The organism is Amycolatopsis sp. NPDC004625 (assembly GCF_040609695.1).
GTDB lineage: Bacteria > Actinomycetota > Actinomycetes > Mycobacteriales > Pseudonocardiaceae > Amycolatopsis.
On the sequence record NZ_JBEXKX010000045.1, the window covers coordinates 1 to 14,523 of the forward strand.

At 72.7% G+C, this 14,523-nt stretch carries 11 protein-coding genes and 1 other RNA gene; 11 read left to right on the top strand and 1 reads right to left on the bottom strand.

The window, feature by feature from the left end:
• Window positions 1–178 precede the first annotated feature (178 nt).
• From ABZW17_RS36545 to ffs, 9 genes are all read left to right on the top strand, one after another.
• Window positions 179–2,059, top strand: a complete 1,881-nt coding sequence (locus tag ABZW17_RS36545; protein WP_354824287.1) for a glycosyltransferase family 39 protein — start codon at window positions 179–181, stop codon at window positions 2,057–2,059.
• 567 nt (window positions 2,060–2,626) lie between these two features.
• Window positions 2,627–3,640: an ABC transporter substrate-binding protein gene (locus ABZW17_RS36550; RefSeq protein WP_354824290.1), complete on the top strand. Its 1,014-nt coding sequence runs from the start codon at window positions 2,627–2,629 to the stop codon at window positions 3,638–3,640.
• The gene (locus ABZW17_RS36555; protein ID WP_354824293.1) at window positions 3,637–4,575 is read left to right on the top strand and encodes an ABC transporter permease; all 939 of its coding nucleotides are present in this window, start codon (window positions 3,637–3,639) and stop codon (window positions 4,573–4,575) included. Before ABZW17_RS36550 ends, ABZW17_RS36555 begins: the two co-directional genes overlap by 4 nt.
• Complete coding sequence (locus ABZW17_RS36560) at window positions 4,572–5,360, top strand: ABC transporter ATP-binding protein (RefSeq protein WP_354824296.1); 789 nt, start codon at window positions 4,572–4,574, stop codon at window positions 5,358–5,360. Before ABZW17_RS36555 ends, ABZW17_RS36560 begins: the two co-directional genes overlap by 4 nt.
• Window positions 5,361–5,385: 25 nt before the next feature.
• Window positions 5,386–8,166, top strand: a complete 2,781-nt coding sequence (locus ABZW17_RS36565) for a nitrate- and nitrite sensing domain-containing protein (protein ID WP_354824298.1) — start codon at window positions 5,386–5,388, stop codon at window positions 8,164–8,166.
• On the top strand, window positions 8,163–8,597 hold the full coding sequence (locus ABZW17_RS36570; protein WP_003061341.1) for a roadblock/LC7 domain-containing protein: 435 nt from the start codon (window positions 8,163–8,165) through the stop codon (window positions 8,595–8,597). Before ABZW17_RS36565 ends, ABZW17_RS36570 begins: the two co-directional genes overlap by 4 nt.
• Window positions 8,597–8,944 (top strand): DUF742 domain-containing protein, encoded by a 348-nt coding sequence (locus tag ABZW17_RS36575; protein WP_091319104.1) that lies wholly within the window; start codon window positions 8,597–8,599, stop codon window positions 8,942–8,944. Before ABZW17_RS36570 ends, ABZW17_RS36575 begins: the two co-directional genes overlap by 1 nt.
• Window positions 8,922–9,515, top strand: a complete 594-nt coding sequence (locus ABZW17_RS36580; RefSeq protein ID WP_354824301.1) for an ATP/GTP-binding protein — start codon at window positions 8,922–8,924, stop codon at window positions 9,513–9,515. The genes ABZW17_RS36575 and ABZW17_RS36580 overlap by 23 nt, the downstream gene beginning before the upstream one ends.
• Before the next feature lie 21 nt (window positions 9,516–9,536).
• Window positions 9,537–9,631: signal recognition particle sRNA small type (gene ffs / locus ABZW17_RS36585), an RNA gene on the top strand.
• A 189-nt stretch (window positions 9,632–9,820) separates the two neighbouring features.
• On the opposite strand, the gene ABZW17_RS36590 is transcribed toward ffs, so the two are convergent.
• Window positions 9,821–10,696, bottom strand: coding sequence for a fused MFS/spermidine synthase (locus ABZW17_RS36590; RefSeq protein ID WP_354824304.1), 876 nt, complete (start codon window positions 10,694–10,696; stop codon window positions 9,821–9,823).
• A 56-nt stretch (window positions 10,697–10,752) separates the two neighbouring features.
• On the opposite strand from ABZW17_RS36590, the gene ABZW17_RS36595 reads away from it, so the two are divergent.
• Both ABZW17_RS36595 and ABZW17_RS36600 read left to right on the top strand, forming a co-directional pair.
• Complete coding sequence (locus ABZW17_RS36595) at window positions 10,753–12,315, top strand: ALF repeat-containing protein (protein ID WP_354824307.1); 1,563 nt, start codon at window positions 10,753–10,755, stop codon at window positions 12,313–12,315.
• A 43-nt stretch (window positions 12,316–12,358) separates the two neighbouring features.
• On the top strand, window positions 12,359–14,446 hold the full coding sequence (locus tag ABZW17_RS36600; RefSeq protein ID WP_354824309.1) for a DNA polymerase III subunit gamma and tau: 2,088 nt from the start codon (window positions 12,359–12,361) through the stop codon (window positions 14,444–14,446).
• Window positions 14,447–14,523 lie beyond the last annotated feature (77 nt).

The following is a 14,523-nucleotide window of genomic DNA, read 5'->3' on the forward strand; positions in this document are numbered from 1 at the left end:
TCGGCGAGGTCGTCGGCCGCCCGGGCCTGCAGGCCGAACGGGTCGGACTCGCGCCGGGTTCTAACCCTCCTTACCACTCACGACCGGCCGCGGCAGACCACCCCTTCGGGATCGATGCACAGCTGACGCACAGCTTCGCCACAAGTTCACCACATCCCGGGCCGACACGGTGGCCGTCATGACGACCACGCTGTCGGCGCCCGCACACGCCCAGCCCCAGCCGCCCGCCGCGCCCCGGAAACCCCGGTGGGTCACCCCTTCCGTGGCCGCGCTGCTGCTCGGGACCGGGCTGCTCTACCTGTGGGACCTGGCGAAGACCGGGTGGGCCAACGACTTCTACGCGATGGCCGTGCAGGCCGGCACGTGGAGCTGGAAGGCGCTGTTCTTCGGCTCGCTCGATCCGGGCAACGTCGTCACCGTCGACAAACCGCCCTTTTCCTTGTGGGTGATGGGGTTGTCCGGCCGGCTCTTCGGCTTCTCCAGCTGGAGCCTGCTGGTGCCGGACGCGCTCGCCGGGGTCGCCTCGGTCGGGCTGCTCTACCTCGCCGTGCGACGGCTGTCCGGGCCCGGGGCCGGGCTGCTCGCCGGGGCCGGGCTCGCGCTGACGCCGGTCGCCGCGCTCATGTTCCGGTACGACAACCCCGACGCCTTCCTCGTGCTGCTGCTCGTTGCCGGCGCCTACTGCGTCGTGCGCGCCCTCGAACACGCGAGCACGAAGTGGCTGCTGCTCGCCGGGGTCGCGATCGGGCTCGGCTTCCTCGACAAGATGCTGCAGGCCTTCGTCGTGCTGCCCGCGTTCGTGCTGGTCTACGCCGTCGCCGCGCCGACCTCGCCCGGCCGCCGGATCGGGCAGCTGTGCGCCGCGGCGGGTGCGGTGGTCGTCTCCGCCGGCTGGTGGATCGCCGCCGTCGCGCTGTGGCCCGTCGCGGACCGGCCCTACATCAGCGGTTCCACCGACAACACCGTGCTGGAACTCGCCTTCGGCTACAACGGGCTCGGCCGGATCTTCGGCGAAGGCCGCGGCGGTGGCGGCGGTGGCCGCGCGTTCACCCCGCCCGCCGGGCTGGAGCTGCCCGCCGGCGGCGCCCGAGGTGGTTTCGGCGGTCAGACCGGCCTGACGCGGTTGTTCTCCGGCGAGTTCGGCGGCGAGGCGTCGTGGCTGCTGCCCGCCGCGGTGCTCGGACTGGCCGCCGGCCTGTGGTTCACCCGGCGCGCGCCCCGCACCGACCGGACGCGGGCGGCGCTGCTGCTGTGGGGCGGCTGGCTGGTCGTCACCGCGCTGGTGTTCAGCTACATGAGCGGCATCATCCACCCGTACTACACCGTCGCGCTGGCTCCGGGAATCGCGGCCACGCTCGGGATTTCCGCGCGGGAGCTCTGGCGCGGCCGGGCGAACTTCGCGGCGCGCGCGGTGCTCGCCGTCATGCTCGCGGTGACCGCGGTCTGGGGGTTCGTGCTGCTCGCCCGGACGCCGGACTGGCAGCCGTGGCTGCGCTACACCCTCCTGGTCGCCGGGGCCGCCGCGGTCGCGGGGCTGCTCTTCGGCGCCGACCGGTTCCGGCGGCTCGGCCCGGCCGTGGCCGTGCTCGGCCTCTGCGGCGCCCTGCTCGGGACGGCGTCCTTCACCTTCGCCACGGCCGCGACCGCGCACTCCGGCGGGACACCGTCGTCCGGTCCCGCGGTCGCGAGTGGACGCGGCCCGCGCGGCTTCGGCGGCGGGCAGGCCGACCGCGCGGTGGTCGACCTGCTCGAGGGGACCACGACGAAGTGGGCCGCGGCGCAGAGCGGCGCCATGGAGTCGGCGGGCCTGGCGCTGGCGAGCGGCCGCCCGGTGCTCGCGATCGGCGGCTTCAGCGGCAGCGACCCGGCGCCGACGCTGGCGCAGTTCCAGCGGTACGTCGCCGACGGCGACATCCACTACTACGTCGCCGGCGGCCGGGGCGGTTTCGGTGGGGGACGCGGGACCGCCGGGGAGATCCAGGCCTGGGTCGAGCAGAACTTCGCGCCGGTGACCGCCGGCGGCACGACGGTTTACGACCTGTCGAAATCGATCGATTGACAGAAATTCGCCGGGCCGGGCGAATTGTTTCGGGCGTGTAAACAGTCCGGGAAGTATCGGCGGATCGGCGCCCCGTGCGATAAAGGCGGGATACGGACAAGTGTTCGAGTGGTGCCGCGGCGGGCGGCATTCCGAACGACTGTTCGGCTTCTCCGTTTCCTAGTCGGCGGCGATGTGCGGGAAGAAGTTTTGACCGGGCGGCCGACAGGAACCCCGCGCACGGCTGGTGATGTTGCTGCTTAACCTGTTCGGTGGTCACTCGTTTGGCTGTAATGAGCAGCGTTGTGGGGATCTTGTGCTACTCGCTAGGCTCTCGCCCGGGAGAGGGACAGGGGTGGCCGATCCGGTGCGTTGTGGACCGGATTTCACTGGGCGTCAGGTGCTCCCTGTCCGCGTTCTCCCGCGATGACCCGATCAGGTGCGGCCGGAAGAGAGCAGCGATGACCGTGCGCGGTGGCGCAGCTCGACCCGTTGACCCTTCCCGTCGTCACCGCCCGTGGCCCTGAGCACCGCAATTCCCCCATTGGTACGGCACCACTCCACTTCCCCCGCCATCTGGAGTTCGTTGTGATTTCCCGTTCCCGTCCCCGTCTGCTGACGGTGCTCCTGACCTTGCTGACCCTCGCCGGGGTCACCGCGCTTTCGGGGTGCAGTGACAGCGCCGCCTCGGGCAGCGGCGGCAAGATCACCCTCGGGTTCAGCGCCTGGCCGGGCTGGTTCCCCTGGCAGGTGGCGCAGGAACAGGGCCTGTTCGCCAAGAACGGCGTGAACGTCGACCTCAAGTACTTCGACAACTACACCGACAGCATCAACGCCCTCTCCAGCGGCGCCATCGACGCCAACAGCCAGACCCTCAACGACACGCTTTCGTCGGTGTCCGGCGGCGCCAAGCTGTCGATCGTGCTGGTGAACGACAACTCCACCGGCAACGACAAGATCATCGCGCGGGACGGGATCACCAGCATCGCCGACCTCAAGGGCAAGAAGGTCGCCGTCGAGCAGGGCGCGGTCGACCACTACCTGCTGCTGCTCGCGCTGCAGTCGGCGAAACTGACCGAAAAGGACATCCAGCTCGTCAACCTGCCGACCGACGCCGCCGCGGCCGCCTTCGCCGGCAACCAGGTCGACGCGGTCGCCGCGTTCGCGCCGTTCACGTCGAAGGCCCTCGAGCGCCCGGGCAGCCGCGCGATCTCGTCGTCGGCCGAGTTCCCCGGCGCCATCCCGGACCACCTCGTCACGTCGCAGAAGCTGGTCAAGGACCACCCGAAGGACGTGCAGGCGCTCGTCAACACCTGGTTCGAGACGCTGGCCTGGATCAAGGCCAACAAGGACGCGGCCGTGAAGATCATGGCCAAGCGCGGTGGCGTGTCCGACGCGGACTACAAGAGCTACGACGCCGGCACCACGATCTTCACGCGCCAGCAGAACCTCGACGCGTTCACCCCGGGCGTCACCCCGCAGCACCTCGACTTCCAGGCGAACAAGATCGTCGACTTCATCGTCGGGACCGGCCTCGCCCAGCAGCGGCCGTCGCTCGACGGGCTGTTCGACGACCAGTTCGTGAAGGCCGCGCCCCAGTGACCGGTCCGACCCAGCGCACCACCCGGGCCTCGGCGGCCGACGAACGCGCCGCCGAGGCACTGGAGGCCGAGCAGCGGCTCGCCGAGGAGCACGAGTCCGGCCGGGGCCGCCCGGCGTGGGGACCGCTGCCGCGGCGGTCCACGCCGAAGGCCGCCTCGCCGCTGTTCTCGTTGCGGGCGCCCATTTCCGCGTCGGCCCGCTGGACGCTGGCGGTGCTCTCGTTCGCGATCCCGTTCCTCGCGTGGGTCGTGCTGAGCGTCAGCGGCGCCGTCGACTCGACGTTCCTGCCGTCGCCGGCCGCCGTGCTCAAGGCCGGGCTGGACATGGCGGGCACCGGCGAGCTCTTCGACGACCTCTGGGCGACGACCCAGCGGGTGCTCGAAGGGTTCGGCCTCGCGGTGCTGGTCTCGGTCCCGCTGGGCATCCTGATGGGGACGTTCACCGCCGGGCAGGCGTTCTTCGAGCCGCTGATCGGGCTGCTGCGCTACCTGCCGGCGAGCGCGTTCATCCCGCTGCTGATCATCTGGCTCGGCCTCGGCGAGCCGTCGAAGATCGCCATCCTGTTCATCGGGACGGTCTTCTTCAACACGCTGATGACCGCCGACGTCGTCCGCGGCGTGCCGAACGCGCTGCTCGACGTCTCCTACACGCTCGGCGCGCGCCGCGGCGAGGTGCTGCGCAAGATCGTCGTGCCGCACTCGCTGCCGGGCATGATCGACGCGATCCGGGTCAACGCCGCCGCGGCGTGGAACTTCGTGGTCGTCGCCGAGCTGATCAACTCCTCGGCCGGCCTCGGCTACCGGATCGTCCGCGCGCAGCGGTTCCTGCAGACGGACAAGATCTTCGCGGTGCTCGTGGTCATCGGGGTCGCCGGGCTCGTCATCGACGTCCTGCTGCGCCTGCTGCGCACGCGGGTCGGGAAGTGGGCGGCATGACGCTGGAACTGCGGAACGTCGCGAAGGACTACACCGTCCGCGGCAAGGTGACGCGCGCCCTCGACGGCGTGGACCTCGAAGTGCTGCGCGGCGAGTTCGTCTGCGTCGTCGGCGCGAGCGGCTCGGGCAAGTCGACGCTGCTGTCGCTGGTGGCCGGGCTCAGCCGGCCGACCGAGGGCGAGATCGTGCTCGACGGCGTCCCCGTCACCGGGCCCGGCCCGGACCGCGGGCTCGTCTTCCAGGCCGGCGCGCTCTACCCGTGGCGCACCGTCGAGAAGAACGTCGCGTTCGGACTCGAGCTGCTTTCGCTCGACCCGGCCGACCGTGCCGAGCGGGTGGACTGGTACCTCGCCGAAACCGGGCTGAACGGCGTGCGCAGGTCGCTGCCGAAGCAGCTCTCCGGCGGCCAGAAGCAGCGCGTCGCGATCGCGCGGGCCCTGGCGTGCGAGCCGGAAGTTCTGCTGCTGGACGAACCCTTCGGCGCGCTGGACGTCCAGACCAAAGAGGACATGCAGGTGCTCATCCGCCAGGTGTGGGCCGACACCGGCACCACGGTGCTGATGGTCACCCACGACGTCGAGGAAGCGGTCTTCCTCGGCGGCCGGGTGGTGGTGCTCGCCTCCGACCCGGGCCGGATCGCCGCGGACGTCGAGGTGGCGCTGCCGGCCGGACGCGACCTGGCGGTGAAGCGCGAACCGCGCTTCCTCGCGCTGCGCGCCCGGATCGAGGACCTGGTCCGGGAGCAGCACCGGGGTCACGTCAGCCGGGTGGCCGCGGTCGAGTGAGAACGCAAGACGGGAAGGTGGCGGGATGAGGCACGGCAGGTCGACCGCGAAACCGGCGGGCGGCGGGGGTTTTCTCGCCCGGCTCGGCATTCGCGGCAAACTGAACCTGCTGCTGCTGCCCCCGCTGGTCGCGGTGGTGCTGGTGTCGGTGCCGTTCGTGCTGACGCAGGCGAACAGCGCCGGCGCGGCCGACCAGTCGGCGACCGTGGCGCGGTACACGCAGCAGCTCGGCGGGCTGGTCTGGCAGCTGCAGCGCGAACGGCTGCAGACCGGCGCCTTCGTGGCCATGCCGTCGATGCCGGCCGACCAGATGCTCCAGCAGCGGAAGACGGTCGACGCGGCGGTCGAGCAGGTGCGGTCGTCGCTCGGGCCCGACGCGCCCGACGAGCTGTCCGCCGCGCTGACCCGGATCGGCTCGCTGGCCGAGCTGCGGCAGAATGCCGAACGCCGCGGTGTCGCGCTCGACAGCGTCGCGCGTTCCTACCACGCGGTGATCGGCGCGGTGATCGACTCGCTGCGGCTGGTCCCGCAGCTCACCGACGACGCGGAGGGCACCAGGGAGCTGTCGGCGCTGGAGGCGCTGCTGCGCGCGAACGAGGAAAACTCGTTGCGGGGCATGGCGTTGATCGTGACCGCGGTGTCGCCGGAGGCCGGCCGGCCGATCCTGGACGACGCGACCCAGCAGGCGCCGATCTTCACCGACCGGTTCGTCCAGCAGGCCGACGACGAGACCGACAGCGAGCAGGCGTCCCTGGTCGTCAACGTCGAGGCGAGTGACGCCGGCCGCCGGATCGAGGAGCTCGCCGCCCAGATCGGCAACCCGCGCACCACCTCGGGCACCACCCAGTACGTCACCGACGTGCTCGCCACGTCGGAAAGCCAGGCGAGCCAGCGGAAACTGGTGCAGGAACGAGTCATCGGCGAGATCGCCGACGCGGCGAACGGCCGCGCCGCGGACGCCACCCGGCTGGCCTGGACGGTCGGCCTCGGCGCCGGCGGGCTGTTCCTGCTGGTCGCCTTCCTCGCCGTCGCGGTGTCCCGCTCGATCGCCGGCCCGCTGCGCCAGCTGACCACCGCGGCGACGTCGGTCGCCGACCTGGCCGGCACCGAGCTCGTCCGCGTGACCGACACCGAGGAGGCCGAGGCGCAGATCCCGCGGCTGGCCACCATCGACGTCGTCTCCGGCGACGAGCTGGGCAAGCTGGCCGCGGCGTTCAACCGGGTCCAGACCACCGCGGCCGAGCTGGTCGAACGCCAGGCCCTCACCCGGCGCAACACCAGCCTGATGTTCGCGAACGTCGCCAAGCGCACGCAGAACCTCGTCGGCCGCCAGCTGGCCCTGATCGACGAGGTCGAGCGCAACGAGCAGGACACCCGGCTGCTGGCCAGCCTCTACCGGCTCGACCACCTCTCCACCCGCCTGCGCCGGAACGCGGACAACCTGCTGGTCGTCTCCGGCACCCGCGACGAGACCCGGATCGCCGGCCCGATCGAGCTGTCCACGGCCCTGCGGTCGGCGCTCGCGGAGATCGAGGACTACCAGCGCGTCAAGCTCGGCGTCGTCGCGGACATCCTGCTGTCGTCGGCCCTCGGTGCCGACCTGGTGCTGGTGTTCGCCGAGCTGCTGGAGAACGCGACGTCGTTCTCGCCGCCGGGCTCGATGGTCGAGGTCGACACCATGCAGCTGGCCGACGGCGCCCTCCTGGTGAGCATCGTCGACCACGGCATCGGCATGACCGCGGAGAAGCTGGCCGAGGAGAACCAGCGGCTCGTCGAGCGCGAACGCCTGGAGCTCGCGCCGACCAGTGTGCTCGGCCTGTTCGTGGTCGGCCGCCTGGCGCGGCGCCACGAGCTGGGCGTCGAGCTGCTCGCGACGCCGACCACCGGCGGCGTGACCGCGCGGCTGACCATCCCGCCGTCGCTGTTCAGCCACCGCACCGCGCTGCGCCCGAAGGCCGAGCCGAAGCCGGTGATCCCGGAGCAGGCCGTGTCGTCGCCCCCGCGGCACGCGACGCCGGCCAGTCTGTCCGATTCGGACAGTTTCCGGCCGCCCGCGCCCGAACCGGAACCGGTCCGCGCGCGGCCCGCCGAGCTGCCGGCGCCGGCCATCCCGGCGCTGCTCGGCCTGGGCAACGGTTTCCGCTGGTTCCGCGAGCTGGAACCGGTGTGGCCGGACGCCGAACCCGACGTCGAGCCGGCCGCGGAACCGGAACCGGCGGCCGCCGAAGTCCGCGGCGGCCTGCGCCGCCGGGTCCGTGGTGCCCAGCTGCCCAGCCCGGGCACGTCGACCCCGGTGGCGGAGGACAAGCCGCGGCACGACCCCGAGGCCACCAAGGCCGCGATGGACGGTTTCGAGCTCGCTTTCGCGAAGGCCGCCGAGGTCAGCGCGATGTCGGCCGAACCGCCGTCCGCGCCGCCGACCCTGGTGACCGCGGCCGTGGCGCCCGTTTCTTCGCCGGACGACGGCGCGGGCCTGCCGACGCGCGTGCCGGGGGAGTCGGCGATGCCCGCCGTCCGCACGCTCGTCACCGCGCCGATCGCCGCGGCGCCCCCGCAGTCGAGGGACGGCCTGATCCGCCGCGTCCCCGGCGCCCAGCTCGCCCCCGGCCTGCGGCAGCAGCCCGCGGGGCGGCCGATCGCCCGAGCCGTCGCGAACCGCACCCGGCGGGACCCGGCGGCCGAGCGGGCGGCATTCGACGCGTTCGCCGCCGGCCTGGCCAAGGCGGACGTCGTGACGGCAGACAGCCCGCCCCAAGGCGTGGTCGCCGGTCGTGTGATGGAACGAGGAGAAGAGAGCAGGAAATGAGCATCCCCGCACCTGGTGTCAGTGTCGAAGCCCAGAACTTCAACTGGCTGGTGAGCCGCTTCGCGCAGCACACCGCGGGCGCGATAGCCGCCATCGCGGTCTCGGCCGACGGCCTCCTGATCGCCATGTCGACGGAGCTCGAGCGCTCCAACGCCGACCGGCTCGCCGCGATCTCCTCCGCGATGCTCGGCCTCGCCCACGGCGTCTCCGAAAGCCACCCGCTCGGCTCGCCGGACAAGGTGATCATCGAGCTCGAGCACGGCTACCTGCTCGTCTGCACGATCAGCATCGGCTGTTCGCTCGGCGTGCTGGCCAACAAGCAGGCCAGCCTCGGCACCATCGCCTACGAGATGGCGATGTTCGCCAACCGCGCCACCGAAGTGCTCACGCCGGGCCTGATCGAGGAGCTCAAGAACACCGTGGGGTCGTGATGACCGAAGAGCCTTCGCTCCTGCGGCCGTACCTGATGACCTCGGGACGGGCGCAGCCGGTCGACCAGAGCCTCGAGATCGAGGCGCAGGTCATGACCTCCCGCCTCGGCGCGGCTTCGCACCCGAAGCTCACGTTCGAACGCCAGGAAATCGTTTCCCTCTGCCGGAACACGATGTCCGTCGCCGAGGTGGCCGCGATGCTCGGGCTGCACATCGGCGTGGCCAGGGTGCTGGTGGCCGACCTCGCCGAACTGGGCTACGTCGTCGTCCGCCGCCCGGGCAACCACAACTCGCACGACCTCGGCATGATCGAAAGGGTCATTCGTGGACTCGAAGCCATTCACTGAACCGGGCGCGCGGCCGCCGGCCCCGGTCAAGATCGTCATCGCGGGCGGCTTCGGCGTCGGCAAGACGACGGCGGTGTCGTCCATCTCGGAGATCAAGCCCCTGACGACCGAGGCCGCGATCACCTCCATGTCCGCGGACAACACCGGCCACGTCCCGGCCAAGACCACCACGACGGTGGCCCTGGACTTCGGCTGCATCACGATCGACGAAGAGGTGAAGCTGTACCTGTTCGGCACCCCGGGCCAGGACCGCTTCGGCTTCATGTGGCAGGACCTGGTCCACGGCGCGCTCGGCGCCCTGGTGATCGTGGACACCCGCCGCATGGACGACTGCTACCCGGCGGTCGACTACTTCGAGAACGCGGGCCTGCCGTTCGTGGTGGCGGTGAACATGTTCGACGGATCGCTGGGCCACAACCTGGAGGACGTGCGCTGGGCCCTCGCGGTGAGCGAGGACGTCCCGCTGATCACGTTCGACGCGCGGAAGAAGCTCTCGGTGCGGGACGCGCTGCTGGCGGTGTTGCACAACACGTTCAAGCGGGCCCGCGCCCAGGCAGGTGCGGGGGCCTGAGAGGACTTCGCTACACTGATCCACGGACCCCGCGCGGCGTCCACCCTGTGAACCTCCCCAGGGCCGGAAGGCAGCAAGGATAAGCAGGCTCTGACGGGTGCGCGGGGTCCCCTTTGTTCCGTCACCGGCTCTCGGGGCTTCGCCCCTTCGCCGGGTCTTCACTTCGTCGTTTCACCCGGGGGCCGAGCCCCCGGACCCCCACGGTGCCTTTCCCGCGGCTTGGGAGCGCTGCCGCGCCCCCCGCCGGCTACCGCTGCTGCCGGGGTCCGCTGCCGGGGGCGAGCGCACTGGTGGGGCGTTGGGGCTCAGAAGAGGCCCAGTACGTCGTCTGGGGGGCTCGGGGGTGTTGGTGCGTCCGCGTCCGTGATTGGCGCCGCCTTGCCTGCCAGTTTTCGCAGCTCCTCGCCCCACACGCAGCGCGCCGGGAACGCCGCCGACGCCGTTCGCTGTGCGATCTCCGCCGCGGGGAGCTCCGCTGCCGAGGCCGCCAGGACCAGGTTGCCGAACCGGCGGCCGCGCAACACTCCGGGGTCCGCCAGGAGCAGCGCCTCCGGGAACACCTCCAGCAGCGTCGCCAGGAAGCGGCGGGCGAACGGGAGGCCCGAGCCGTCCGTGATGTTCGCCAGGTAGAGGCCGTGGCCGCGGAGGATTTCCGCGATCGCCCGCGTCGCCTCCAGCGTGGCCAGGCCGCCGGCCAGGGTCGCCCGCTCGAACGCGTCCACCACCACCAGGTCCGCCGATCCGGGACGGCGGGTCGCCAGGCCCTCGCGGCCGTCCGTCACCCGGACGCGCAGGCCCGGGATCCGCAGGCCCAGCTGCGCGCGGACCAGCTCCACCAGCTCCCCGTCGGCGTCGAACACCAGCTGGCGCGAGCCCGGGCGCGACGCCGCGACGTACCGCGGCAGCGTGCACGCCGCGCCGCCGATGTGGAGCGCGTCCAGCGGGCCCGGCGGCAGGCGGTCCACCACGTCGCCGAACCGGCGGACGTAGTCGAACTCCAGGTGGGCCGGGTCGTCGAGGTCGACGTAGGACTGCGCGACGCCGTCCACCGAGACCAGCCAGGCGTTGCCGCGGTCGGCGTCGCGGACCAGCTCCGCCGTGCCGAAGCGCACCGGATACCGCCCGGGCTGCGGATCCGCCTTCCGCGTACGACTCACGACATCCGAGGTTATCGGAAACATTCCGACCGTCCCGGCGATAAGGGAACGGAACGATCATCGATCGAGGGGGTTTCACCTTGCGTGCAAACGCAGTAATCGTAGCGGCGGCGCTCGCCGCCGGCGTCTTCGCGGCGCCCGCGGGCGCCGCCGAACTGCCCGACCGGGCGCAGGCCGTCTCCCTGCTGGAGACCGGCGGTCCCGGCGTGGCGCGGGCCGCCGAAGCGGCGTTGCTCGGCTCGCCCGCCGACCTCGCGGCCTTCCTGGCCACCGGCCGTCAGCAGGCGCAGAACGACGACGAGCGGGTCCTCGTCACCCAGGCCCTGTCCGCCGGCGGCCCGGTCACCAAGCGCACTGCCCAGGAAGCGCTCAACGGCACCCAGGACGACATCCGCGCGTACCTCGCCCGCGGCCTGGCGCTGGCCAAGATCGCCGACGACCGGATCGCCGTCGGCCAGGCCATGAGCGCCGGCGGCCCGACCGTCAACGCCCGGGCCCAGAAGGCGCTCGACGGCACGCCCGCCGACGTCCGCGCCTTCCTGGAGACCGGCCTGCAGCAGGCGAAGGACGTCGACGACCGGATCACGGTCAACCAGGCCATGGCCGCCGGCGGCCCGGAGGTCAAGGCCGCCGCGCAGACCGCGCTCGACGGCACGCCGGCGGACGTCCGGTACTTCCTGTCCCTCTGGCGGCAGGTCGCGGCGAACTACGACACCGAACTCACCGCGGTCCAGGGCCAGCTCGACGGGGCCAAGGCGGCCGCGGCCGGCCACCGGCCCCTGGTCGTGAAGCTCGCCGCGGAGAAGGCCGCGAAGATCGCCGCGGACGCGCGCCAGGCGAACACCGACCGGCTCGCCGCCCAGCAGGCCAAGAACCAGCAGGACGGGCGGGCCGCCGCGGGTGCCGAGGCGGCCGCGCAGCAGCAGGCCCGCGAGGCCGCCGCCCGCGCCGCGCAGGCCAAGGCGGACAACGACAAGCTGCTCACCGACGCGGCCGACCCGGCGCTGACCGTGCCGAACGGCCGCAAGGCGTCCGTCTACCTCCTGCGCAACGGCGGTGCCGCGGTCAAGAACGCCGCCCGCGCCGCGCTGAGCGGCTCCGAAGACGACGTCGTCACGTTCGTGCGCAGCGGCCTCGCCGTCGCGCAGGAGTCCGACGACCGCGCCGCCGTCTCGGCGATCGCGGCGGACCCGAACGCCCGCCCGGGCCTGCGCCAGGCGGCTCGTGACGCGCTCGCCGGCCCGTACGCCGGGGTCGCCGCGCTGCTGCGGACCGGTGACTACCCGGGCCGCGACACCGACGACCGCGTCGAGGTCGCCCAGGTCATGGCGGCCGGCGGCCCGGCGACGAAGTCGTGGGCGCAGAAGGCGCTCGACGGCACGGTGGCCGACCTGCGCGAGTTCCTGGCCACCGGCCGGTACACCGCGCACCTGATCGACCTGGACATCTACGCCACCCGGACCCTGGGCGAGGGGCCGGAGGTCGTCGCGGTCGCGCAGGGCGTCCTCGACGGGCCGGACTCGGCCCTGCAGCAGTACCTGGACGTCGAGCTGCCGAAGGCGCGGGCGCGTGACGCGTTCACGGCCGCGCACGTCACCCAGGTGAACGCTCTGGTCGCCGAGGCGGCCGCGCTGGTCCACTGACCGCACGGCGAAGGTTGTCGGTGGTGCCCGGTACCCTCGCGAGGTGGCTCTCGCGCTGTACCGCAAGTACCGTCCGGCGACCTTCGCCGAGGTCGTCGGTCAGGAGCATGTGACCGATCCCCTCCGCACGGCGCTGTCCGCCGGGCGGATCAACCACGCCTACCTCTTTTCGGGCCCGCGCGGCTGCGGCAAGACGTCGAGCGCGCGCATCATGGCGCGCTCGCTGAACTGCGCCAAGGGCCCGACGCCGGACCCGTGCGGCGAGTGCAACTCGTGCCGCGCGCTGGCGCCCGAAGGCCCGGGCAGCGTCGACGTCACGGAGCTCGACGCGGCGAGCCACGGTGGTGTCGACGACGCCCGCGAGCTGCGGGACAAGGCGTTCTACGCGCCGGCCGAGTCGCGCTACCGCGTGTTCATCATCGACGAGGCGCACATGGTCACCACGCAGGGCTTCAACGCCCTGCTGAAGATCGTGGAAGAGCCGCCCGAGCACGTCATCTTCATCTTCGCGACGACCGAGCCGGACAAGGTGCTGACCACCATCCGCTCGCGCACGCACCACTACCCGTTCCGGCTGATCCCGCCGGGCTCGATGCGCAGCCTGCTGGAGCGCAACATCGCGGCCGAGGGCGTCGAGGTCGAGCCGGCGGTGTACCCGCTGGTCATCCGCGCGGGCGGCGGGTCGGCGCGTGACACGCAGTCGGTGCTCGACCAGCTGCTCGCCGGCGCCGGGCCGGAAGGCGTTTCGTACTCGCGGGCGGTCTCGCTGCTGGGCGTCACCGACGTCGCGCTGATCGACGACATGGTCGACGCCCTGGCGACCGAGGACGCCGCGACGGTGTTCGGCACGGTGGAGAAGCTCACCGAGGCGGGCCACGACCCGCGCCGGTTCGCGACCGACCTGCTCGACCGGCTGCGCGACCTGGTGCTGCTGCGCGCGGTACCGGAGTCCGCGGGCGGGCTGGTGTCCGCGCCCGAGGAGGAGCTGTCGCGGATGGTCGCGCAGGCCGAGCGGATCGGCCTGGCCACCCTCTCGCGCTACGCCGACATCGTCCACAATGGACTCCTGGAGATGCGCGGCGCGACGTCGCCCCGGCTCGTGCTCGAGCTGCTGTGCGCGCGGATGCTGCTGCCGTCGGTCACCGAGGCGGAAACGGCGCTGCTGGCCCGGATCGAGCGGCTCGAGCGCCGCGCGACCCTGGCCGGCGGAGGCGGCGCGCCCGCGGAAGGTGGCGTCGAGCCGCCGGTGCGCGCGGCGCCGGAACGCGAGTTTTCGAGGCCGTCGCAGCGGACGACGTCGGCGGGGCCGGCACCGGTGCCCGAGCCGGTCAAGCCGCCCGGCCGCCCGGCCGTCAGCGAACCGGCTCCGGCGCCGGTCGCGAAGCCCGAGCCCGCGGCGGCTGCTCCGGCCGATGGGGGCTGGAGTGCTCCGCGCACGCCCGGTGGTGGCGCACCGGCGGCCGCGGACGGCGGCACGGCCGCTCCGGACGCGGCGGCCGCTCCGGCGGCGCCGGCTGCACCGAAGGCGCCGGCGGCGGGCGGGATGGACGCCGCCGCGATCCGGAACGTGTGGCCGCAGCTGATGACCGCGCTGCGCAAGTTCACCGGCGGCCGCAGCCTCGAGGCGATGCTGACCCAGGCCACGGTGGCGAGCGTCGAGGGCAACTCCCTGACGCTGACCCACAAGTCCGAGCCGCTGGCCCGCCGGCTGTCCGACCAGGACAACGCCCGCAAGATCGCCGGCGCCCTGACCGACGTCCTGGGCGGCGACTGGCAGGTCCGCTGCGTCCACGGCACGGCATCGGCGGCCCCGGCCGCGGCCCGTCCGCACCAGGCGGCACCGGCGCCGGAGCGGTCGTTCACACGCCAGTCGGCGGCCGCGGCCCCCGCCCCCGCCGCCCCGGCGGCCCGCCCGGCGACCCCACCGTCACCCCCGGCCCGGCCCAAGGTCACGACGGCCGAGCCGGACATCCCGCTCCCCCCGGAACCCACCGACGAGGACGACGAGGACCTCTACAACGAGGACGCCAGCCCGGCCCCGCCGCCACCCCCGCCCCCACCGGACCAGGACCCGGACGAGCTGGCCCGCAAACTCCTCTCCGAGCACCTGGGCGCCCGCCCCCTCGACTGACCCACCCCAGCTCACGTACCCACCCGGTCGGCTCACGTACTCACAGGGTCGGCTCACGTACTCAGAGGGTCGGTTCG

Bases quoted from the DNA above. Each gene is read 5' to 3' on its own strand.
- ABZW17_RS36545 (WP_354824287.1), top strand. From the start codon at position 179: ATGACGACCACGCTGTCGGCGCCCGCACACGCCCAGCCCCAGCCGCCC.
- ABZW17_RS36560 (WP_354824296.1), top strand. From the start codon at position 4,572: ATGACGCTGGAACTGCGGAACGTCGCGAAGGACTACACCGTCCGCGGC.
- ABZW17_RS36565 (WP_354824298.1), top strand. From the start codon at position 5,386: ATGAGGCACGGCAGGTCGACCGCGAAACCGGCGGGCGGCGGGGGTTTT.
- ABZW17_RS36570 (WP_003061341.1), top strand. From the start codon at position 8,163: ATGAGCATCCCCGCACCTGGTGTCAGTGTCGAAGCCCAGAACTTCAAC.
- ABZW17_RS36575 (WP_091319104.1), top strand. From the start codon at position 8,597: ATGACCGAAGAGCCTTCGCTCCTGCGGCCGTACCTGATGACCTCGGGA.
- ABZW17_RS36590 (WP_354824304.1), bottom strand. From the start codon at position 10,696: ATGTTTCCGATAACCTCGGATGTCGTGAGTCGTACGCGGAAGGCGGAT.